The sequence below is a fragment of the Bacillus sp. z14 (2026) genome (assembly GCF_058313575.1).
The window spans coordinates 423324-445936 of record NZ_JBZFQK010000002.1 but is presented as its reverse complement, the minus strand read 5'-3'; the positions used below and the strand labels follow the sequence as shown (position 1 = coordinate 445936).

Annotated in this window: 20 protein-coding genes; 6 read left to right on the top strand and 14 right to left on the bottom strand. The window is 37.0% G+C overall.

Going from position 1 to position 22613, the window contains the following annotated elements; all coding sequences use genetic code 11:
* The first annotated feature begins 107 nt into the window (after nt 1-107).
* The 4 genes from AC4G3O_RS08210 to AC4G3O_RS08195 all read left to right on the top strand — a co-directional run bounded on the left by AC4G3O_RS08210 (nt 108) and on the right by AC4G3O_RS08195 (nt 3578).
* Nucleotides 108-749, top strand: coding sequence for a Bax inhibitor-1/YccA family protein (locus AC4G3O_RS08210; protein WP_066100995.1), 642 nt, complete (start codon nt 108-110; stop codon nt 747-749).
* 153 nt (nt 750-902) lie between these two features.
* On the top strand, nt 903-2123 hold the full coding sequence (locus AC4G3O_RS08205) for an MFS transporter (protein ID WP_066100997.1): 1221 nt from the start codon (nt 903-905) through the stop codon (nt 2121-2123).
* Between the two features lie 35 nt (nt 2124-2158).
* A complete protein-coding gene (locus AC4G3O_RS08200) occupies nt 2159-2350 on the top strand; it encodes a zinc ribbon domain-containing protein (RefSeq protein WP_491136055.1) in 192 nt (63 codons plus the stop codon).
* Between the two features lie 277 nt (nt 2351-2627).
* The gene (locus tag AC4G3O_RS08195; protein ID WP_066101002.1) at nt 2628-3578 is read left to right on the top strand and encodes an NADP-dependent oxidoreductase; all 951 of its coding nucleotides are present in this window, start codon (nt 2628-2630) and stop codon (nt 3576-3578) included.
* A 178-nt stretch (nt 3579-3756) separates the two neighbouring features.
* Here the strand turns inward: AC4G3O_RS08195 and AC4G3O_RS08190 are convergent, their stop codons facing one another.
* From AC4G3O_RS08190 to AC4G3O_RS08155, 8 genes are all read right to left on the bottom strand, one after another.
* Entirely contained in the window at nt 3757-5295 is a 1539-nt protein-coding gene (locus tag AC4G3O_RS08190) for a solute symporter family protein (RefSeq protein WP_139891326.1), read from the bottom strand.
* Complete coding sequence (locus AC4G3O_RS08185) at nt 5296-5631, bottom strand: DUF485 domain-containing protein (protein ID WP_066101009.1); 336 nt, start codon at nt 5629-5631, stop codon at nt 5296-5298.
* 288 nt (nt 5632-5919) lie between these two features.
* Complete coding sequence (locus AC4G3O_RS08180; RefSeq protein ID WP_066101010.1) at nt 5920-6375, bottom strand: hypothetical protein; 456 nt, start codon at nt 6373-6375, stop codon at nt 5920-5922.
* Between the two features lie 177 nt (nt 6376-6552).
* On the bottom strand, nt 6553-7932 hold the full coding sequence (locus AC4G3O_RS08175) for a murein hydrolase activator EnvC family protein (protein WP_491136054.1): 1380 nt from the start codon (nt 7930-7932) through the stop codon (nt 6553-6555).
* 426 nt (nt 7933-8358) lie between these two features.
* On the bottom strand, nt 8359-9186 hold the full coding sequence (gene ku, locus AC4G3O_RS08170; protein ID WP_066101014.1) for a non-homologous end joining protein Ku: 828 nt from the start codon (nt 9184-9186) through the stop codon (nt 8359-8361).
* 70 nt (nt 9187-9256) lie between these two features.
* The gene (ligD, locus tag AC4G3O_RS08165) at nt 9257-10465 is read right to left on the bottom strand and encodes a non-homologous end-joining DNA ligase (RefSeq protein ID WP_066101015.1); all 1209 of its coding nucleotides are present in this window, start codon (nt 10463-10465) and stop codon (nt 9257-9259) included.
* Nucleotides 10462-11403, bottom strand: a complete 942-nt coding sequence (locus tag AC4G3O_RS08160; RefSeq protein ID WP_066101018.1) for an ATP-dependent DNA ligase — start codon at nt 11401-11403, stop codon at nt 10462-10464. Before AC4G3O_RS08160 ends, ligD begins: the two co-directional genes overlap by 4 nt.
* A 391-nt stretch (nt 11404-11794) precedes the next feature.
* A complete protein-coding gene (locus AC4G3O_RS08155) occupies nt 11795-12583 on the bottom strand; it encodes an SDR family oxidoreductase (RefSeq protein WP_066101027.1) in 789 nt (262 codons plus the stop codon).
* Nucleotides 12584-12807: 224 nt separating this feature from the next.
* On the opposite strand from AC4G3O_RS08155, the gene AC4G3O_RS08150 reads away from it, so the two are divergent.
* Entirely contained in the window at nt 12808-13848 is a 1041-nt protein-coding gene (locus AC4G3O_RS08150; protein WP_491136053.1) for an AI-2E family transporter, read from the top strand.
* A 113-nt stretch (nt 13849-13961) separates the two neighbouring features.
* On the opposite strand, the gene AC4G3O_RS08145 is transcribed toward AC4G3O_RS08150, so the two are convergent.
* The 5 genes from AC4G3O_RS08145 to AC4G3O_RS08125 all read right to left on the bottom strand — a co-directional run bounded on the left by AC4G3O_RS08145 (nt 13962) and on the right by AC4G3O_RS08125 (nt 19043).
* Nucleotides 13962-14666, bottom strand: coding sequence for an ABC transporter ATP-binding protein (locus AC4G3O_RS08145; RefSeq protein WP_491136052.1), 705 nt, complete (start codon nt 14664-14666; stop codon nt 13962-13964).
* Entirely contained in the window at nt 14663-15475 is an 813-nt protein-coding gene (locus tag AC4G3O_RS08140; RefSeq protein WP_491136051.1) for an ABC transporter permease, read from the bottom strand. The genes AC4G3O_RS08145 and AC4G3O_RS08140 overlap by 4 nt, the downstream gene beginning before the upstream one ends.
* Before the next feature lie 71 nt (nt 15476-15546).
* A complete protein-coding gene (locus AC4G3O_RS08135; protein WP_491136050.1) occupies nt 15547-16044 on the bottom strand; it encodes a nitrous oxide reductase accessory protein NosL in 498 nt (165 codons plus the stop codon).
* The gene (locus AC4G3O_RS08130; RefSeq protein ID WP_491136049.1) at nt 16041-17315 is read right to left on the bottom strand and encodes a right-handed parallel beta-helix repeat-containing protein; all 1275 of its coding nucleotides are present in this window, start codon (nt 17313-17315) and stop codon (nt 16041-16043) included. Before AC4G3O_RS08130 ends, AC4G3O_RS08135 begins: the two co-directional genes overlap by 4 nt.
* A gap of 522 nt (nt 17316-17837) precedes the next feature.
* Complete coding sequence (locus AC4G3O_RS08125) at nt 17838-19043, bottom strand: helix-turn-helix domain-containing protein (protein WP_491136048.1); 1206 nt, start codon at nt 19041-19043, stop codon at nt 17838-17840.
* 152 nt (nt 19044-19195) lie between these two features.
* On the opposite strand from AC4G3O_RS08125, the gene AC4G3O_RS08120 reads away from it, so the two are divergent.
* Nucleotides 19196-20464: an MFS transporter gene (locus AC4G3O_RS08120; protein WP_491136047.1), complete on the top strand. Its 1269-nt coding sequence runs from the start codon at nt 19196-19198 to the stop codon at nt 20462-20464.
* Nucleotides 20465-20841: 377 nt separating this feature from the next.
* On the opposite strand, the gene cdr is transcribed toward AC4G3O_RS08120, so the two are convergent.
* Nucleotides 20842-22491: a CoA-disulfide reductase gene (gene cdr, locus AC4G3O_RS08115; protein WP_491136046.1), complete on the bottom strand. Its 1650-nt coding sequence runs from the start codon at nt 22489-22491 to the stop codon at nt 20842-20844.
* Nucleotides 22492-22613 lie beyond the last annotated feature (122 nt).

Here is a 22613-nt window from a genome sequence, read left to right as displayed (position 1 = left end):
TTGTATTTGTCTCTACTATTTCTATGTAAAAATCAGGATATTCCTTGAAACCTTTGATATAGTTAATCGTAGATACATATATGATAAATAAAAGGAGAGGTAAATAAATGAATTCATATACGGAAACCAATAAATATCACATTCCAGCCGTTATCAGAACTTTCGCTTTATCATTAGCTATTTCTTTAATTGGCTTTATTGTAGGTAATTTTGTTCCTCCATCCTTGTTCTTGCCACTGATGATTATAGAATTCGGTATGCTTATTGCGGCGTTTTTTGTGAGAAGAAGGAAAATTCTCTCATATAGTTTCTTATATGCGTTTACTTTTATATCAGGCATCACCTTATATCCTGTAATCGCAAACTATTTAGTAACAATAGGACCGCAGCCCATTATCATGAGCTTGGCTGCTACAGTAGTTGTATTTGGCGGACTCTCTCTCTACGCCGCGACAACAAAGCGGGATTTAACATTTTTAAGCGGATTTCTGTTAGCCGCATTGCTCGCAATCCTGGTTATTGGGATTTTCAATATTTTTTCACCTTTATCTTCTACTGCCATGCTTGTCTATTCATTTATAGGTATACTCGTATTCAGCGGATACGTATTATATGATGTGAACCGTATGAAACAGTACGGAGTACCTGAAGATGAAATCCCATTGGCTGCACTCAATTTATATCTTGATTTTGTTAACCTGTTCCTTTTTATCCTTAGATTTATTGGTATTTTATCTTCGGATGATTAGGCAAAAAAGAACTGTGAATAACCTTCACAGTTCTTTTGTATATATATTCCAATCCATTTATGATAAGCATTTAAAAACACTTAATGTACATAATTTCTCATCCTGTGTGGCAAAGTAATTGCATAGAACTGCTTAGAGAGATGAGGGAATTAAATGAGTTCACAAACGGATACCGATAAAATTAGTTTTTGGTGTTTGGCCAGTATAGCAGCAGTGCCACTAATAATGACATTAGGTAATTCAATGCTTATCCCTGTTCTACCTATTTTAGAAAAGAGAGTTGGAATCTCCTCTTTCCAATCCAGTTTGATTATTACAAGCTATTCAATCGCCTCCATCCTTTTAATACCGATTGCAGGATATTTATCCGACCGTTTTGGGAGGAAAATGATCTTACTGCCTAGTTTAGTTTTAGCTTTTATCGGCGGGCTAGTATCAGGCTTTGCCTCTTGGAAAATGGAAAATCCATTTATGGTCATTATAATAGGACGGATCATTCAAGGAATAGGATCATCTGGTGCTTTTCCAATCATATTACCCTTAGTTGGCGATCTTTTTAAAGACGATGATAAAGCAAGCTCTGTTCTGGGAATTGTGGAAACATCCAATACCTTTGGAAAAGTTTTAAGTCCCGTACTTGGAGCTGCATTAGCCATTTCTCTATGGTTTCTTCCTTTCTTTGCTATCTCTTTTTTAAGTTTAGTCACATTTTTTATGATTCTTTTTTGTATAAAGTTGCCAAAGAAAACAGAAGAACCTCCTACACTAAAAGAATTTTTAAAGGATACCAAAAAAATATTTAAGAAGGATGGGTCATGGTTATACAGTGTATTCCTGACAGGGGCATTCGTCATGTTAATATTGTTTGCCATCCAGTTTTATTTATCTTCCATACTTGAATCCAAGTATGATATTCATCAAATTAAAAAGGGACTTGTGCTTGCTGTTCCCCTATTTTTCTTGTGTGTTGCTTCATTTATCACCGGAAAAAAAATAAAAGATAATATTAAATTAATGAAAATCCTAATTCTGGCTTCTATCATTGTTAGCGCGATTGCCATCACCTTTACAACTTATTTCGATAATATCTATATATTAATCGGAGTATTATCGATTTTTGGTGCCGGCCTTGGGACGATTTTACCGTCACTGGATGCAATTATTACTGAAAACATCGATAAAAAACAAAGAGGAACAATCACATCTTTTTACAGCTCGGCACGATTTTTTGGTGTAGCAGCAGGTCCTCCACTCATGTCTTATTTTATGAAGCATAATCAATCTTATCTTTTTTATAGCTTTGGTGCTATTTCATTGATTTTATTCTTTATTGTTCTCAAATTTATAAAGAGTGATGAAAAAGCAGCTACCTAAAAAACTTGTCCCACGCCTATATAGGCAACTGGGACATGTTTTTTAATGTTATAATTATATCGGAAATTATCTTCATAAAAGGAGTGATTTGCTTTGTCACAATCAGGATGTTTAAATGTGGAAGCCTTGATGCCAGCCAAAAAGAAGTTTCTATGACAGGAACCGGTCTGTCAAAAATGTTTGATATTCAAAATAATCAATTTCTCGTAGTATTCGGAGTTTTATAATAAAAAGTCCTTTGCTGGCAGCAATGTTTTAGACATTTTCTTTAGAGGATGATCATCCCTCCCTTCTCCTCCGTCTTACTTATGGCAGTAATCCATACCTTCCTCAAAATTAGATAACTCAATCCTCCATTTATAAGATAAAAACTCAATTAATCCTCTTAGGATAAATTTCCTGTTTTTTATTCATTACACGTTAAAAACGGTTACCTTCTTTTGTACAGGGAATGAACATAATAAGGATTTCCAAAGCCTTAATTACCAGTCAAGGAGGAATTATATGCAAAATACCAAGATGAAAGCAATAGTAATAGAAGAGTATGGCGGACAGAATGCTTTAAAAGAAAAAGTAGTTGAAAAGCCGCCTCTATTAGATAATCAGGTCTTAATCGAAGTAAAAGCTGCATCCGTCAATCCAATTGATTGGAAATTAAGAGAAGGCCATCTTGCTGATCAATATGCATTCGAATTCCCTATTATATTAGGCTTGGACGTTGCAGGAATTGTTAAAGAGGTTGGTAAACACGTCGTTGATTTTACAAATGGAGACAGGGTATTTGCACGTCCCGATACAACTCGTTATGGAGCCTATGCTGAATACACAGCTGTTGATGAATTACTAATTGCGAAAATCCCTGATAATTTATCTTTTAAGGAGGCTGCATCCGTCCCATTGGCTGGAATGACGGCATATCAGTGTTTATTTGATGCATTGGAAATTATGGAAGGACAGAAAATTCTTATTCATGGTGGTGCAGGAGGTGTTGGTTCGTACGCAATCCAATTAGCTAAACTTAAAGGAGCCTATGTAGCCACCACAGCCAGCAAAAAAAACCATGGATTTTTAAGGGAATTAGGAGCCGATCTATGCATTGACTACCATACCGAAAATATAGAAGATAAATTGACAGAATACGATGCTGTTTTAGATACAATTGGGACATCCGTTCAAACTGCCAGCATGAAAATCCTACGTCGAGGCGGCAGATTGGTATCCATTGTAGATCCGCCAAACGAAGAATTAGCCAATCGCTACGGCATTACAGAAGAATTTGTATGGTTAAATCCAAATGGTAACCAGCTAAAAGAATTGGCTAAGCTTCTTGATGAGGGAAGATTGAAACCAGTAGTTGGTGAAACCTTCCCTTTAAATGAAAAAGGTGTTAAAAATGCACACGAATTAAGTGAATCCTCTCATGCGAGAGGAAAAATAATCTTAGTAGTTGATTAATATTTAGTTATTTCTTGGGAAATGATAAATAAAGCAGGCAGAGGAGTCACGTGTACGTACCTTTGCCTGTCTTTTTCATTGGCTCAATTGCATGTAAAAAGAGGCCGCTGTAAGTCATTAAATAACCTACGAACAGCCCCTTCCCTAATTTATGCTTGACCTAAAAGAGGTCATACCACTATTTTATAGTATCTAAACCCGTATTAGATTTAACCAAAATTTCATCGAACTTCGCTTCATCTTCCTTCTTACGAGATAATAATGTCCCTACAAATCCAGCCAGAAACCCTAGCGGAATGGATACCAGACCAGGTGTTGACAAAGGAAATAAAGGGTCACCAACCAGTATCGCCGCTCCAGCTTCCGGATTAAACACGTTAGGGCTGACTAAAACAAGTCCAACTGAAGTGATTAAACCTACTACCATTGCACTGATAGCACCAGTAGTGTTAAATTTCTTCCAGTAGATTGTATAAATAATTACAGGTAAATTTGCACTGGCAGCCACGGCAAAGGCTAATGATACAAGAAAGGCGACATTTAAATTTTGTGCTACTAAAGCCAAAAGAATCGATAAGACGGAAACACCAACAGATGCATATCTTGCCATCTTAACCTGCTCTTTTTCAGTTGCCTTTCCTTTTCTCAATATCTCATTATAAAAATCATGGGCAAACGCAGATGCCCCAGTTAATACAAGACCAGCAACAACGGCCAATATTGTCGCAAATGCAACTGCCGAGATAAAAGCAAACAATATATCCCCACCAATAGCCTTGGCTAGTAATGGTGCTGCCATATTCCCTGCTGCATTCGCGTTTACTATATCAGCATTACCCACAAAAGCTGCTGCTCCAAATCCAAGGAAAATGGTCATGACATAAAAAATCCCAATGATCCAGGTAGCATATACAACTGAGCTTCGCGCTGTTTTAGCATCCTTTACCGTAAAGAATCGTACAAGGATATGTGGCAAACCAGCGGTTCCAAGAACAAGTCCCATTGTTAGCGATAATGTATCTAGGCCATCAGTGTATTTTACCCCCGGATTCAGGAACGCCTCCTTTAATGGAGTAGCTGTACTCATCTGTTCAAACATACTTGCAATATTAAAATTAAATTTGGCAAAAACGATGAATGAAATGATAAAGGTCCCTGCCATCAGTAATACAGCTTTGACAATTTGAACCCAGCTAGTAGCATGCATGCCACCAAAAATAACGTATATGGTCATGAGAGCTCCAACAATTAAAACGGAGGTGGCATATTCTAAGCCCAGCAATAATTTAATCAGTGCTCCTGCCCCTACCAACTGAGCAATCATATAAAATATAGAAATAGACATCGTATTAAAAGCAGCTACACCACGTATTTTTTTTGCATCAAACCTTGCTGCCAGCATGTCTGCCAATGTATATTTGCCCAGATTTCTAAGTGGCTCAGCCACCAAATAAAGTACAACCAAGTAAGCGACCAAAAAACCTATACTATAAAAGAAGCCATCAAAACCTGTTAAAGCGACTGCACCGGCTATTCCCAAAAACGAAGCTGCAGACATATAATCACCCGCTATTGCTAAGCCATTTTGCCAACCGGTCAGACCACCTCCTGCTGTGTAAAACTCACTCGCATTGTTTGTTCTTTTAGAAGCCCAATAAGTAATGAGCAAAGTAACAAATACAATAGCGAGAAACATAAAAAAAGCCGTATAATTCATCTACTGTTTACCCCCTATTTTCAACACCTTATCACTTAAGCGGTCAAATCTGGTTGCTCTTTTAGAATAGATCATACATAACGTCCACGTCATAATAAACTGTGCAAATGCAAATACCCACGCCCAAGTGATATGTCCATAGAAAGAATTATTCAGCACCGATGAATAGGATGTCATTATGGGAAGTGCAAAATAAAAGATTAGGAAAAACAAGGTTAAGGGTATTATAAATTTTTTCTTTTCATTTAAAAGTTGTTGAAACTCTGGACTTTTTACAATAGCCGAATAATCCCTTTTCCCCTTTTGTTCCTCCTTGGATAACATTTTTTCTTCCATCTTAATCCCCTTTCTAATATTTAATTGAAACGCTTACAAAATATTCTAAATATTCTAAACACTATTAGTATACTTCATTCAGAGCCTTTGGTAAATCAATATTTAGGCTTATTTTTATACAAGTTAAAATGAGGTTTGAATATGGGAGACCGTTTATTGAAAAAGGATTTACATACAGCAATTCCAGTCAACTAAACACTACAAAAAAGAGTTATTTAAGTAAGGATGTTGCTAATAGCATATAAAAAAGAGATAGCTTTTTGCTATCTCAGTGGTTGAAAGAAGTCTTTACCTTTTATCCAGATGATTCTTTAGAATTTTATAAATGAGAATACCAGCTAAAATCCCCACCAATGAAAAAATAATCCCTTTAAGGATGTCTTGTGGTTCATTTAAGTCTTGTTTAAATTCATATTCTTCTCTTCTATCTGCTTTCACATATTGACCATCGGATTCTTGTACGGCTAACGCTTCCTCTGTACTAACCTCTTTAATAGTAAAGTATTTAGTACCTTTCGGATAAGCATTAGAAAAATTACCCGATTGCGGTTCCATATCCGAATACTTTGTTACTTGTCCAATTTCATCCCCAATTTCGGTCACAGATTCTTCACTTACCTCATAGACATACCCGCCCCAAACCACAAACGGATATAACCATTTAGTTGCCATTGCTTTTGCTGGTAAAAATGAAGTAAGTAAAACAAATAAGACTGTAATCAAAAGCAGATATTGTTTTTTCAACTACATTCCCCCTTTTTCGGGATTATTACTCATTATTCAAGTTTCATTGATAGTCTTGTTGAAATAGCCTACCTCAATCTTTAGTAAAATATCATTATTTTTATAATACCACAAAATGGATATTCGTTTTTTATTTAAGAGCACAAAAAAAGAGACCTAAAATGGCCTCCTTTAAAATCAATTTATATAATCCGTAGGATTTATAGCATTGGCTTTACTTTGTGTCCAAGGTCCTTTATGAAGCTCAAAGTGTAAATGCTGACCCGTTGAACGTCCAGTATTCCCCATCAAACCGATTTGTTGACCCTTGCTGACAGTTTGTCCAGTACTTACTCTCATACTATTGTCTCTCATATGCGCATACACAGTTGTGTATTGTTGTCCATTAATATAGTGAGTGATAAATACTACATTACCATAACTGGAAGATTTGTAAGCTCTAGATACAACACCGCTTGCAGCTGCCACGATTGGAACAGTACCAGATGTTGCAATATCAACTCCGCCATGTGATTTTCCCCATCTTGGGCCATATCCAGAAGTATAATACCCTGCGGATGGTTTCATGAATATACCAGATGAGCTGCTTGGAGCAGGTGCACTGTATGTTGGTTCACTGGCTTTTTTTGGTGCACTAGATTTTTTAACAGATGAACTTTCTACAGATGCACTGGAGGAGGATTGTCTCTTTTTAGCTTCCTCTGCTCTTTGTGCTGCAAGTTCAGCCTGACGTTTTTTCTCTGCAGCCGCCTCTGCCGCTTTTTGCCTTGCAACCTCAGCCTGACGTTCTTTTTCCTGCGCAATTGCTTTGCTTAAAGCTGTTTCTTGGCCAGCTAAAATAGAAGATTCTTCTTCCATGCTTAATTTATGCTCTTCCAAGTGTTTCTCTTCAAGTTTAAGCTTTTTCATAAGTTTATTTTTTTCTTGCTTCTGATTCTCTTGTTTTGCCTTCAAATTTGTTAATTCTTTTTTCATAGATTCCAAGCTTTGAAGCTTAGTTTCTACTTCTTGCTTTTTCTTCTCTAAATCCTTTTTATCTTTTTCTTGTTCAGCGATTAGATCATTATCAGCTTCCATTATTGTAGATACGGCATTCACCCGTTCAACAAAGTCGCCAAAACTGCTTGCTCCTACTACAACTTCCAGATAATTCATTTTACCGCCTGTAACCTGGTAGGATCTAGCACGTTCTTTTAATAATTCTGTTCTTGCTTCAATCTTCTCTTCAAGTACTACGATATCTTTTCTTAATTGTTCAATATCCTTTTTTGTGTCGCCAATTTTTGTATTTATTTTATCTATTTTTGAATTTGTTTCAGTAATCTCTGATTCCAGCTTTTTAAGTTGTGCTGTTAAATCAGTTTGCTTATCTACTACATGACCGATAGATTCGTTTGTTTGATTAATATCTTGATTTACTTTCTCTTTTTCGCCTCTAATTTGATTCTCTTTTTTCTCTAATTCTGATAAGGATGCAGCCGTAGCATATCCTCCTGATAATAATGACCCTGCACCAACTGCTAAAGCAATGTTAAACGCAATAAATGACTTCTTCAAGCAATGATCCCCTTTCAATGTCTCACATGTTAGTTTGTATCTTGCTTCTCTCTATATAAGTGACTATTAAAATAAGCGACTATTAAAAATTCATATATATAATTGCCAATCAAACCAATGATTGGTACTGCCTTATTATATCAATCTGACAATTTTTTTCTACCATTCAAACATTACATTTATATTTCGCGGAATTTCGATCTTGTAATATATTTAATAAAGTCCATTTTTCTAGTAATTTCGACATACTTTTTGCTAATAAAACTACAATTCGCTATTAAAAATGAATCTTTTCACCCATAGAAATAAACCTGGTCTTTCAAAAGGAAAACAAAAGTTTATATTTTCTTAATTATTGGATAATAATAAAAAGCCTGTTTCTTTACAGAAACGGCTTCTAAAACAAGCTTATCTATTCAAAATAAATCAGGAAGTCTCTTTTTTCCTGCGTGGGGCTCTTTTTCTGGCTGGCTTTGTTGCTGGTTTTGTTTGGTCAATAGATGCCTGGAGTGCTGCCATAAGATCAACAACATTTGATGCTGTTTTCTTTCCAGCTGTAGGTGTGACCGTATCGGATTGTTTTTTCTGCTCAATCAATTCAAGTAAAGCTGTCCGGTATTCATCATGATATTTAGATGGATCAAATGTGGTAGTCAACTGATCGATTAATAAAATAGCTGTATCCAATTCCTTCTGTACAATTTCTTCAACAGCGGGGATATTGGGTACATCTGCAGCTTTTCTTACCTCATCAGGAAAATGAATGGTCTCCATTAGTAAAGTATTTTCTAAGATTCTGACCACAGCGAGCGACTCCTTTGCACGGATCGTAATTTTCGCCAGCCCAACTTTTCCTGATTCCTCCAACGCCTTCCTCAACAGGGAATAAGCTTTTGTACCGCCCTCATTTGGTGACATATAATAACTCTTATCAAAATAAATAGGATCGATTTCATCTATTTTGACAAAATCGATAATTTCAACTGCCTTGTCCTCTTGCTCTTTCTTCAATTTTTCCAGTTCTTCATCATCGAGCACAACATATTTTCCTTTCACGTACTCATAGGCTTTAACAATATCCTCTTGGCTCACCTCTTCTCCGCAAACTGAACATACTTTCGAATATTTGATAGGCGCATGGCATTTATTATGTAAGGTGCGCAGGGATATATCTTTATTCTCCGTTGCCGCATGAAGCTTTATTGGTATACTGACAAGACCAAAACTAATGGTTCCCTTCCAAATTGTATGCATAAATACACCTTCCTTTTTTTGTATATTATATCCAAACTAATTAATTTTAAAATGATTATTCAAGGTGATGTTATGGTTTATGTTCTTTTTTAATGAAGTCTATGATTTTTTTCATTTGGTTCGATTGATCAACTGTAAAGTAATTTTCAAACGGATTCATTCCCTTTACTAATCTATCCTTAACAGTTTTCATTGAGTAATGCTCTGTCTGCAACCCGCTCTTTACTTCATCCCAAAACAATGGCGCTGCAACAGAGGGGAAGGCTGTTTCCCTCGGTGAATACGGACAGATAATCGTCTTGTCTTTGTCATGTTGAATATAGTCTATATAGAGACGATTTGCTCTATTTTTTTTCATCCGTTCTATTGTAAAATTGTCCGGAAAACGATTAATTAGATAGAGAGCAATGAATTCGGTAAATATACGTGTTTCCGCATAACTGATTGTAGCTCCCTTCAATGGAAGATGAATTTGAATCCCCTTTCTGCCTGATAACTTCACGAAAGCCGTTAACTGAAATTGATCGAGTATTTGTTTCATTTCCAGTGCAGCTTTTACAGCCAAGCGTAAATCGCCTAGTTCAGGTGGATCAAGATCAAACACGATTTCTGCCGGATTTTGTTTTTTAATATCATTAAAGGGAATATGAAATTCAATGGCTGCCTGATTCCCGAGCCATAAAAGAGTTTCGATATTATTACATACGGTATAGTAAATATCATGGTTCATATCCGTTTTTACAAAATCAGGTGCATAGTCAGGTGTTGCTTTTTGATAGAATCCCTGAGAATCGACACCTTCTGGATATCTTTTAACTGTTAAGTGCCTGTCCTTTAAAAAGGGCAGCATAAAGTCTGCGACAGTAAGAAGGTATTCCAAATACATTTCTTTGGTCACTGATTGCTCTGTCCAGATGATTTTCCCTGGATTCGTAATGGCTACCTGTTCATATTGGGACAGTACTAATTTCGTCCATGTACAGGCTGTCCAATTCTCAGTCACCGCCAGGCTTATATAGACCGGAGAATTTAATTTATAATTTGTTACTGCCTTGTATGCCACTTGAATGCAAATACCAGGAGGGACCTTATAAATTTGGTTTTGCTGTGCTTTCCCAGTTTGATGTAAAATACCTAAAATTGCCTCGCGCTCTTCATCAGTAAATGCTTCTTTTACTTCAGCAACCTCAATGATTTTTTCTTCATGAAGAACTGCCACTGTACAGACTTTATTTTCACTATCATATTTAGTTAAAAAACATAGACCTGTATATCTCATATCTCAAGCTCCAATAAACATTCCTTTGGATTACGGTCGACAAATGATTCTAATAAAGGCTGCCTTAATGTCATAGATTCTGTCCATTCCAGATAAGAGACCTTCACTGTATAAATGGGTTGTATCCAGTGATACTGCTTTGTATTTCCCACTTTTGAGGTGAAAGGATTTTCAGTTTGTAAGGCTTTTTCCATAAATTCTTTAATCACCTTCCACTCATCCAGCTTATAGCGTCCTTTTCCTGCACGACCAATATACTTGAGTCCTCCCGAGGAGTCATACAATCCCAGTACTAAGGATTGCAGTTCACTCCCCTTTGTCACATATCCCCCAACTATAGCAATGAGGTCTTTATAAAATTTCACCTTCTGCCACCGACCGTCTTTCCCATTCAAGCTATAGGGTTTACGCAAATCCTTTGCAACGATACCCTCTAATCCCTGCTCCTTGATGGCCTCGTATAATGCCTCTCCATTCGAAAAGCTTTCTACAACCTGTACATTCTCTGTTGGCGTAATTATAGATGACAATAATCTTTGACGTTCTGCAAGTTCGTCATCAATAACCCATTTTCCATCCAGGTAAAGAATATCAAAAATCATATAGATGACAGGTCGTTCCTTTATGGAAAGATGAATCAATTCTGATCGGTTCATCCGGTCCCGCTTCATTACCTCATGAAAAGATGGCTTTCCATCTTGCATAGCGATAATTTCGCCATCCAAAATTACAGAGGATGCAGAACAATAGCTGCCTAAATCCGTAAACTCCGGATATTGCTTTGTTCTATTATTTAAATTACGATTAACCAGCTCTACTTCATCATCTATTTTGTAAACTAACATCCGCACACCATCCCATTTAACCTGGAAGATCCATTCCTCCCCTATTGGTATAACTTCAGCGGAAATCGGCTCAAAGGGTTTTATAGGGTCCATATTTTCACCTTCCATCTAATAGTGCAACAGCATTCGACATTTCATATTTATAGTATGGGAATAAAAACAAAGAATATGTCAGCGAGTGAATGAATTCCGCCGGAATCGTTGTCATTATTTTATGAGGCAGTAGTATCATTAGAGGATTATAAAACCTCCAACGAACTAAGTAACTTGGCTTCAAAAATTTTGGAGGCATCTGAAGAGACAAAACATATGATCCATTACGGTGTTTAAAAGAAATCCTTGCTAAAGATACAAAAAAGATAGCCATTGCCTTGGCTACCTTTTGGGTGCTATCTATTAAATGATGATTACTATAATTACAGAATCTTTTATCAAATAACCGTATCTTATTTACTGGATGTAAATTAATCTACAATAAACTCACTTACAGTAATGATTCAGTTCCATCGACATATATTTCGGTACCGGAAACATGACTTGATTCGTCAGATGCAAGGAAGTATACCAAATTCGCTACCTGTTCAGCTGACCCCGGACCATCTGCCAATGGCTGCATTCCCTCAGGATATTCGATTGGTATTTCGATTTCCTTTAAACTTTCAGACTTAGTTGTGCTGTTATCGATATTTGTTTCAATTGCACCAGGACAAATAGCATTAACCCGAATTTTATATCTGGCCAACTCTAAGGCTGCCATCTTCATAAATCCAATTTGTCCGGCTTTTGAAGTACTATAGGCTGCCATACCAAAACCAGCGAACCGTCTATTTCCATTGATTGAGCTTGTGATTATCATACTGCCACCTTGCTCTTTCATATAAGGAATGCAGTATTTAACAAACAAGAATGTGCTTCTAAGGTTCGTTTCAATTACTTCATTCCAATCCGAAATTTCAAATTCTTCAATAGAAGATAAGGTCCCGTTTATACCAGCGTTACTGAAAAGAATATCAAGCCTTTCCCACTTATTCATGACCTGTGAAATTCCTTCACGAATTTGGGCTTCATCACGGATATCAACCTGATAAACACAGGCTTCTCCTCCTGCATTTGTGATTTCTTCCTTTACTTTCTCTGCATTATCAAGATCTATGTCCATAATACAGACACGAATGCCATTGTCCGCAAACTTCTTAGCTGTGGCTGCGCCAATCCCAGAACCTCCACCAGTAACGATTGCAACTTTACCCTTTGATTTTTCAGATAACGCCATACGTTTCATCTCCCATGCACATTTCTATTTATCTACTTATTTATCCATTAAGCACAATATTGAAACGTATGCCCGAACAGTTTATACATATATTCATAGAACATTCCCTATATTCCACCAATTTTTTAAAAATTATTTCCAAACCCTCTTATAAACCGTACTACTAACAGATATAATTAACATATCAAGCATACGGTGCTGCCGAAAGGAGAAACAACAGGTTTATGTTTTCACTCAACCAATTTATAAAAAGCAGAGGGTTCGTCCGTTTTCTCACCATCTTATTTTTGATAGGGATTTTCTATGCCCTTAGAGGTATGATGAATTTAGTTCTATTCACTTTTATTTTTATTTTCTTAATGGGCGGTTTGGAGAGAATCATTTCATCGTCCATATCCAAAATCAGTCCAATACGAGTCAAGCCACAAATAATAATTATCCTGCTCTACACAATCATAATTTCCTCTTTGGTTATGATTATTTATAAATACATACCTGTCATTACCATGCAAATAACCGACCTTGTAAAAGTAATTATAGATTTTTACAAGCACCCGCCTGATAACACAGCAATTGATGTTGTGATCAGTGCAATGCAGAAGTTTGTATCACCTTCTGAAATTGAGGAAAATGCAATGGCGCTGTACAGTTATGCTGCAAATATCGGTAAATTAAGCCTGCAGTTATTTTTAGCTTTGCTGCTAAGTTTATTCTTTCTTTTGGAAAAGGAAAAAATCAAACGATTTACCCGTTCATTCAAGAAAAGCAAACTGGGAGTTTTATTCACTGAATTAGAGTATTTAGGTAATATCTTTGTAAATTCATTTGGTAAGGTTATCGAAGTTCAATTTTTAATTGCATTTGTTAATGCTATATTATCGATTATTATTCTTTATTTCTTAGGGTTTCCACAGCTATTGGGACTCGCATTTATGATTTTCCTACTGGGACTTATTCCTGTTGCGGGCGTTATTATTTCCTTAATTCCTCTTTGTACAATTGCCTATAGTATAGGTGGAGGAATGCATGTACTGTATGTAGTTATTCTAATAGCAGCCATTCATGCTTTGGAAAGTTATGTTTTAAACCCTAAATTTATGTCTGCCAAGACTCATTTACCTACGTTTTTCACATTCCTGGTATTGGTGTTTGGCGAACATTTCCTTGGAATATGGGGCTTGATTCTAGGTATTCCTATTTTTATCTTCTTATTAAATATGCTTGATGTTCCAGATGCTGAAGTGACTGAACCAAAGAATATATAAAGGATCATAAAATAGGCATGAGTTTCGGAATCTTTCGAACTCATGCCTACTGTTATTCTTAAATATTTTAATTCAACCGTACGTCTTAAAGAGCAAGGCTACAGTCCACCCTTTTATATTCGTTGTCTGTACAAGGTTGATAGCTCTTTTGTAAAACCGTCAATATCAGAAAAATCATTTTCAAGTGATTGAGCCAGCTGCCCTTTTTCAATGAATAACACCCGGTCGGCAAGTTCTGCGGCAACATCCATCATATGAGTGGAGAAAATCGTAATTGTGCCTGCTTCTTTAAGCTTTTTGATCATTTCTATAAATTCATTAATCCAGTAAGGATCGAGCCCATTGGTCGGCTCGTCCATAATTAAAAGTCTTGGTTCAGCTAAAATCGATTGGCCGAATAACAGCCTTTGTCTCATTCCTTTAGAAAGATTTTTCACGAGCTCTTTCCGCTTTTCGTTTAATCCCAAACGATCAATCACCTCTCTCACTCGTTCATTGGAAATCTCTCGGATAGCTGCATAAAAAGACATAAACTCTCCCACATTCATGTCGCCCTGAGCATAAAATTCATCAGGCATATAACCGATCAATGATACATATTCTTTATTTTGTGCAGTCATATTGACCCCATCCAACAGAACGGTTCCGGCTGAGGGGGAAGAGATACTGGCCAAAATATTCAGGATAGTACTTTTTCCAGCACCATTCCCTCCGCATAAAGCAACACATTGCCCTTCCTGCACTGCCAACGAAAATGACTGCAACGCTGTATTGGTTTTATAGTGTTTTGAGATATCAGTCACTTCTAACCCTGTCATTGCGCTCTTCTCCTTTTTAAATACCAAATTGCAATAAAGCCTAACGCAGCAATAAATACAAACGCATATAAGAATAGTACACCCCATACAATTCCTTCATTAAATAGCGGAACCAATCCATCATAGGCTTGGCCGAAGATAGAACCGCCGTCCAATCTGATCACTAAGAAAAAGCGTAAGAATTCTGCTGGATTTATGATCATCGCAATTTTCATAAGCACTCCTATCATTGAATAAGGTAAAGCACCTAAAATAGCAATTAACGCAGTCGGCCATATCATAATAAGAAGAAACCAGACTGCAACAGATAGAGTAAGTGCCTGCCATTTCGTGCTTACAAATGATCCTATAAAAAGGCCAAGTGTCAGGAAAAACAAGATTAACAGCATACTAAATAGAAAAAGAACAAGCATCCAAGTTAACGAAATATCAATCCCAGTCAGCAACCCAATTATCATACTCAACCAATATGCCAGTGAAAAACACACTGCTTGGGCAGTAAACTGGCCTCCAAGTTTACCAAAAAAGTAGGAGACGATATCTAATGGATACGTACATAATAATCTCCATTGGCCATTTTCCATTTCATTAGCTATTGAAAAAGAGCCAAAAATCAACATAAATAATGGCAATATATATAACATAATATTAACGACTGTTCCCGTAATATTTGTATATCCTGAGATTGCTCCATTTGTCCGCTCCAATGCCAGTAAAAAAGAAATGACAACAATCCATAAAATGGCTATCGAATAATACGAACGGCCCCGTGAGGTCATTCTCCATTCAGAGCTCCATATGTTCCACATTCTTCTTCCCCTCCTGTGACGACATCTAAATAAAAGGCAACCATGTCGGCTGCCTTGTTTTTCCTTACCTGTTAACTATGGCTATGACTGTCCGTTTCCTTATGATTCATCTCTTTATGCTGTTTCCAATCATGTTTTTGTAAATCTTCGTAGGATAATAAACCTCCTCCTGATTCTTCAGCAAATTCTTCAGCACTTGATTGGTCTTCAAAAGAAATTACATTGTATGACATTGGCGTCTTTATTTCTTTTCCATATACGAAATAGGATTTTTCAACTTCTATCCAATCTTTAGAATGATAATCACGTACAAAGGTCTTCTCAATTTCCTTATTCTCGTTTTCATCTGTCCAATTAAACATGCAGCCGATATCATCAAAAATAAAGGTTTTTCCATCAGTTAGGATAATTTCTGTTGCATGCTGATTATCCGCAACCGACATATTACAGTTTGCGCATGTGTCAGTCTTCGGATCAATTTCCACTGGCTCAGTCGATTCATTACCGCAAGCAGACATAAGCATAACTGCAATTCCGATTAACGCAATTTTCCATAATGATTGTTTCATCGTTGTTTCCTCCCTTTTATGAATAGAAATAAACTGCCTATATACAATAATCCGCTGACTATCCATACTGGCAGATCAGCTTGATTGTTTTGATTGTTTGATTGGATAGGGTCCATTAAGGGACCTGAGTCCGTTAATAGCTCTTCATCGGTACTTTTCAGCATTTTTTGCAGAATTGTCATGCCCGGTGCCTGAAAAAAGAGTTGATACTCAGGAACTTCCTCTGTCAAAGCCAGAAAATAAGGATCGGCTCGGTAGATTAAATTACTTATACCATCTCCGTCTGAATCTATTTTCGCTGATGCGTCCCAGTAGTTCCCATCCAATTGATTCCCTTCACTTTCAATAGCCTGAGCGTCATTTACATTACCCAGAAAATCATTTTGATAGATTCGATTATTCTCTGATTCTTTAAACTGAATACCTACAAAATTTGATTGCAGCCTGTTATCCTTAACGGTATTCACATTGGCCTTTTCAATAAATATGCCAATCCGGTTATTGTGAATCTCATTTGTTTCAACCGTAACATTCCTAGAGTCATATAGTAACAAACCCTGAGAATTCACATTTTCATTATTTTCGGTGAATGTATTCTTACGTACCATTGCATCTTCAGCACCCATAATCATGGCGCCGGTAAAGTTATTGAATGATTCATTTTCTTCAATCAAACAGGAATTGGAATACATTAAATGCACCCCATAATGGGCATCCCAAATTTTATTATTTTTAAATGTATTATGGTGGCTGTATTCTACATAAAATCCATCCTGAACATTCCGTATTGAATTTTTACCGAACGTGTTGTAATTTGACTCCCACAGATTAATAGCATGGCCTTCAGATGTCTCTGTAAATGAACTTTCTAGCACACTTACATGATTCGCCTTATCCAGTTTAATACCAGTCCCAGCTGACTTGATTGTGAGATTGTTAAGTTTATGATAATTTCCAGCCAGCACAATTGCAGATTCCTCAATTGGTAGGCGTGTTGCCTCTATTTCAATATTTGATATTTGTACACCCTCACCAGAAATGTTTATAAAGGATCCCTCTCCTGTATAACTCAGCACTGTATTTTCTGTTCCTTTAATGGTCATTGGCTTATTAATGGAAACCGGATCTTCATAGGTACCGCTTTTAACAATCAATGTTCCTCCAATGGGCGTTTGGTCAATTTGCTGCTGCAGAGTTGATTCTGCGAAACTACTCGGTTCATATATAATCCATAACGCTACAAACACTAAAAAGATGCGTAACCTTTTCATCATTAACCCACCTTTTTCTATCAATCGTTTGCTCCACTTTAAGCAGTTGATGGTATGATCATATTCATTATAATTTATATAATTATTTTACTTGAAAAATAATTATATTTTCCAGCATAAAGGTATCAAGCCCATCATCATATTGTATTAGGAGCTATTTTATGGAGAATTTTATATGTTTCAGCATAGAAGTTTAATAGGTTAAATTTACAGGCAACTATTATTGCAGAAGATTATTCTTGTGCAGGGGAAGTAACCAGGGAGATATTAGAGGGATAGGAAGAGTTCTTGCGAAGCAATGACCGAATAGGGTAAGTAAACTAACCGAAAATCTTAATAGACATTTGAATGCCAGATATGAATGGATTGGAACATAAAATAAAAGCCCACTACCATCTGTCAACATTATTATCACCACTGTGTCCTAACGACATTGTATATTTAGGTGAAGCGTTTACAAACGTTAACCTAAATCTTTGAAACAAATGGATAAAGGAACTGAATGAACAGCCACACATAATTTCAATGTACAGTTCCATTATCATTTAGCAATGTTTCTTTAACCTCAACAGCCCTTTTATAATAAATAGATTTCGGCATATTCTTTATTAAATCACATGTTTTGTTAATTTGCTCCAGGGCTTCATCCTTGTGGCCCTGTTGATTTAAACAAAGAGCAATATAGATTCCTGCAGACTGTACCATTCCTACATCGATTGGATGCACCAACGCACCGGATAGATGACATTTAAGCAGATTTTCCAAAGCTCGATCAATTTCTCCCAGACCATACAGTGCTTTCCCATATTCCAGATAATAAAGTTCGTCTATCTTTTCCGGATTTATCGCAAATTCTTCTAGGTAGTGAATAGCTTTTTTGTAGTCTTTTGTTATTTCATTATGATAAACCGCATATAAAAGTGGAAACATCATCAATGCAATCTTATTTTCCGAAAAAATCGCATATTGACGGGACTTATGGATTAATCTAAGAAACTCCTTATCGTTTTTCATCACAAGCGGATAATTGGAAGCAATCCTGTATATATCATCCATACGATAATAGACATTCGTTTCTTTGGACAATGCGATGGCTTCCTGCATTTTTAAATGAGATTTTTCATATTCTTCCAGCGCCGATAAGACGATTCCTTCATCCAATAAAAGCTTTAATTGAAATACTATATTTTCTTCAAGTCCATTACCAGAGTAGAGTTTTCTGATTTTATTCAAAATGGATAAAGATTCATCCCAATTTCCATGAGACAAACGATACTGATGATAAATCCATAATGTTTCAGCACTGTCTAAGAATAAAGAATTCATCTTAAAATAGGAGGCTGCCAATTCGATATATTTCTTCATGTTTGGTTTATCTAAATAAAGGCCTGCTTCCGCATAAAGGCTGTATAACTTCGCCTCCATTACTCCCTGAGGCATATTTTCAGAAACCACATGGGATAATTTATCGTAAATAGCTGAATAATTCTCTTGTTTTTTATCATTCTTTATCTCATTTAATAAAGGTAGATAATCCTCTTTCTCATTCAGAAGATCACTAGGTTCACAACCAAGCTGTTGAGCAAGATATTCAAGTGTGCTCATCGATGGGGTTGCTTTACTGTTTTCAATTTGGCTCAGCATTCCTTTTGTCAATCGATTTCCAGCCAACTCGGATTGGGTCATCCCTAAAGCTTTCCGTAACGTTTTAATTTTATTGCCCAGCATGGTTATCCCCTCCTTATGGAAAGTATACGGTAAATAATTCTGATCCACAAATTAAAGTTTAATTATTTTAAACTTTTTGTTGACTTCCAAAAATTAGTATTTATATAATAAGTTTAATGACATTAAACTTTTAAACTAAAGGAGAAAAGCCCATGAGTGTACGTTATACCGAAGCAGAACAAGAGAGATTAAGCGCAAGGAATATTTTATTGTTTTTTATTGGAAAATTTATTTCATTATTTGGTGCAAGCATCTATTCATTTGCCATCGGATTATACATTTTAAAAATTACCGGTTCGGGTACAAGTTTTGCACTTGCTCTTGTGTTTGCCTCTGTTCCCCGAATTATTTTTGGACCAATTGCCGGAACCCTTGCAGATCGCTTTAACCGCAAAACAATCATTATATTGACGGAAATTCTTAGCGGAATACTCATGTTTTTTATGATTGTCTATTCTCACTTTTCGGGGCTCTCACTTGCATTGTTATATACATCAGAAGTACTGCTAGGGATTTTTTCTACTTTCTTTTCTGTGACTGCATCTTCAACCATTCCCTCAATGGCTGGGGATAAATCTATACAAAAGGCTGGCTCTTTAAATCAATCCGCATCATCGCTTGCCGGTATACTCGGTCCAATCATAGCTGGTATTTTATACGGGTTCTTAGCAATTGAGGAAATCATTCTGCTAACTGGAATCACCTTTATACTTGCCGGTATAATTGAATTATTTATTATTTTCAACCTGTACACTGAGAAAGCGGCACAACAGGAAAAGACGCAATTCATGAAGAGTTTGGCTGAAGGCTTCTCCTATTTAAAAGAAAACGATTTTTTATTCTCCCTGCTCAAAGTATCACTTTGGATTAACTTCTTCTTTGCGGGTATAAATGTTGCAATCCCCTACATCCTGAACACATCACTGAATTTTTCTTCTCAATCATACGGAATTGCTGCTTCGATGGTATCTGTTGGAGCACTTATCACATCATTGATCATTTCACAACGTCCTGAAATGAAAGATAAATTAAAGAAAATTAGATTGGGCTTAATTGGTTTAGCAATACTTGTCATTATGATTGGCTTGCCTCCTATGCTCCAAATGACTTCTGTGATTGCCAATGTCAGTTACTACATCATCGTCCTTGGAATGATAGGTTCCATCGTCATGGTTGTAAATATTCCTATTCATGTATTAATACAGCGTACAACCCCGAGCCACTATCTTGGTCGTATTTTCGGATTAGTTGAAACGATTGCATCTGCAATCTCACCGCTTGGGATGATTCTTTTCGGTGTCTTGCTTGACTACATACCAGCTTTTTATATACCTCTCATCACTGGATTTTCACTGCTCTTAATTAGCTTTCTTGCCATGTCAAAAGTAAAAGAACCAAAGGAATCTGAATTGGCAAGTTAATGATAAAGAAGGATCGCCCGGCTTGGGTTATATCCAGCCGGGCATTTTTATACTCCCCTAATTGTTTTACTCGATTATAGGCGTATCTTGCAGATTCCTCTATAATGAATTGATTCTGATTGAATTTCTAGCTGGTTACTGTCTGTATCGACTTCGATTCGAGCCGAATCGGGCTAGATTCCGGCCGATTCACTGCTTTAATACAGCCGATTCCTCTTCGAATCCAGCCAATCTGAGCTTGAATCCGGCCGATCGCCCCTTGAATCCAGCCAAGCTCTAAATCAAGCATGACACAAACCGTCTCAGCAATTCAAAAAAGCCCCTTTATGCGATAATCTAAACTATCGCATAAAGGGAGCTCCAACTCTCATTTACTATTATTTTTCTTTAGGAAATGCCTTAGAATACAAATTATATCCGCCATCAAGGTTCTTAACTTTAATGCCGTTTCCTTCAAGTATTCTGGTAGCTAAGTAACCCCTCATACCTACCTGGCATGTAAGATATAAATCTTTATCAGTCGGTACCTCTGATAATCGCTCTCTCAGTTCATCAACAGGAATATTGACCGAGCCGGCAATTGCTCCTTTAGCAACCTCAGCAGGTGAGCGGACATCAATTAAATAACCTCCGTTTTCCACAATCTCATCAATTTCATGCCATTGCACTGTGCTGACCATTCCCTCAATAATATTGGTTGCTGCGTAACCAGCCATATTTACAGGATCTTTAGCTGAGGAATATGGAGGAGCATAGGCAATCTCGATATCCGGAAGATCCAATACAGTTAAGCCACCTTTGATAGCTGTCGCGATAACATCAATACGTTTATCTACCCCATCCTTTCCAACTGCTTGCGCTCCGTATATTTTCCCCGTTTCCTTATCGAAGATCAGTTTCAAATGCAATTGGGAAGCACCTGGATAATAGCCAGCATGGCTGCTTGGTGCAACATGAACAACCTCATATGGTATACCTAAACGCTTCAGCATCTTTTCATTGCTTCCTGTTGAAGCAACGGTCAATTCAAACACCTTGGCTATGGAAGTGCCCAATGTACCGTTATAAACACTTTCTTTCCCGTGAATATGATCCGCTACTAAACGCCCTTGACGATTGGCAGGCCAAGCGAGCGGCACATAAGTATCCGTTCCGTTAATATAATCCTTTACTTCAATGACATCACCGACCGCATAAATAGATGGGTCTGATGTTTGCAGATGCTCATTGACTTTTATCGCATTCCGAACCCCAAGCTCGAGGCCGGCATCTTTCGCAATGGTACTTTCAGGTTGAACACCAATCGCTAAAAGTATCATATCCGTTTCTACTTCTTTGCCGCTTTTCAAGCGAATGATACGACCATTCTTTTCAAAAGATGATACACCATCCTCAAGTATTAAATGAACTCCATTGTCCCGCAAATGTGTGTGGACCATTTGAGCCATCTCCAAATCAATTGGCGCCATCACCTGATTTCCCATCTCAATAACTGTTACATCTATGCCGCGCTCCCGTAAATTTTCAGCCATTTCAATCCCAATAAACCCGCCGCCAATGATAACAGCCTTCTCAGGTTTATCCTGATCTACCTTTTCTTTGATACGGTCCGTATCAGGAACATTCCGAAGCGTATAAACAGATTTAGCCTCATCGATTCCCGGAATGGCTGGCCTAACCGGTTTTGAACCCGGAGATAGGATTAGCACATCGTAGGATTCCTCATATTCCTCGCCTGTCATTGCTTTTCTGGCTATGACAGTCTTCTGCTCCCGATTGATTTTGATAATTTCTGTCCAATTACGTATATCTAAATTATAGCGTTGCCCCATTCCTTCAACTGTTTGAACAAGCAGTTTATTACGGTTTTGGATAACTTCTCCTATATAATATGGAAGACCACAATTCGCAAATGAAATATATTCACCTTTTTCAAACATGATGATTTCATCTTTTTCGCTTAGACGGCGCAGTCTTGCCGCAGCAGATGCTCCGCCTGCCACACCGCCAACAATTAAAATCTTCATTTTAATAGACCTCCATTAGTTCATCGATTAGTCTAATCGTAATATACCCTATTGGGTATGTCAATTTATCAAACTCACATGATTACACTCTATCATTGCTCCCGATAACAGTTTTCATAACA

Bases quoted from the DNA above. Each gene is read 5' to 3' on its own strand.
- AC4G3O_RS08210 (WP_066100995.1), top strand. From the start codon at position 108: ATGAATTCATATACGGAAACCAATAAATATCACATTCCAGCCGTTATC.
- AC4G3O_RS08205 (WP_066100997.1), top strand. From the start codon at position 903: ATGAGTTCACAAACGGATACCGATAAAATTAGTTTTTGGTGTTTGGCC.
- AC4G3O_RS08200 (WP_491136055.1), top strand. From the start codon at position 2,159: ATGTTTTTTAATGTTATAATTATATCGGAAATTATCTTCATAAAAGGA.
- AC4G3O_RS08195 (WP_066101002.1), top strand. From the start codon at position 2,628: ATGCAAAATACCAAGATGAAAGCAATAGTAATAGAAGAGTATGGCGGA.
- AC4G3O_RS08190 (WP_139891326.1), bottom strand. From the start codon at position 5,295: ATGAATTATACGGCTTTTTTTATGTTTCTCGCTATTGTATTTGTTACT.
- AC4G3O_RS08185 (WP_066101009.1), bottom strand. From the start codon at position 5,631: ATGGAAGAAAAAATGTTATCCAAGGAGGAACAAAAGGGGAAAAGGGAT.
- ku (WP_066101014.1), bottom strand. From the start codon at position 9,186: ATGCATACAATTTGGAAGGGAACCATTAGTTTTGGTCTTGTCAGTATA.
- ligD (WP_066101015.1), bottom strand. From the start codon at position 10,465: ATGAGATATACAGGTCTATGTTTTTTAACTAAATATGATAGTGAAAAT.
- AC4G3O_RS08160 (WP_066101018.1), bottom strand. From the start codon at position 11,403: ATGGACCCTATAAAACCCTTTGAGCCGATTTCCGCTGAAGTTATACCA.
- AC4G3O_RS08155 (WP_066101027.1), bottom strand. From the start codon at position 12,583: ATGGCGTTATCTGAAAAATCAAAGGGTAAAGTTGCAATCGTTACTGGT.
- AC4G3O_RS08150 (WP_491136053.1), top strand. From the start codon at position 12,808: ATGTTTTCACTCAACCAATTTATAAAAAGCAGAGGGTTCGTCCGTTTT.
- AC4G3O_RS08145 (WP_491136052.1), bottom strand. From the start codon at position 14,666: ATGACAGGGTTAGAAGTGACTGATATCTCAAAACACTATAAAACCAAT.
- AC4G3O_RS08140 (WP_491136051.1), bottom strand. From the start codon at position 15,475: ATGTGGAACATATGGAGCTCTGAATGGAGAATGACCTCACGGGGCCGT.
- AC4G3O_RS08135 (WP_491136050.1), bottom strand. From the start codon at position 16,044: ATGAAACAATCATTATGGAAAATTGCGTTAATCGGAATTGCAGTTATG.
- AC4G3O_RS08130 (WP_491136049.1), bottom strand. From the start codon at position 17,315: ATGAAAAGGTTACGCATCTTTTTAGTGTTTGTAGCGTTATGGATTATA.
- AC4G3O_RS08125 (WP_491136048.1), bottom strand. From the start codon at position 19,043: ATGCTGGGCAATAAAATTAAAACGTTACGGAAAGCTTTAGGGATGACC.
- AC4G3O_RS08120 (WP_491136047.1), top strand. From the start codon at position 19,196: ATGAGTGTACGTTATACCGAAGCAGAACAAGAGAGATTAAGCGCAAGG.
- cdr (WP_491136046.1), bottom strand. From the start codon at position 22,491: ATGAAGATTTTAATTGTTGGCGGTGTGGCAGGCGGAGCATCTGCTGCG.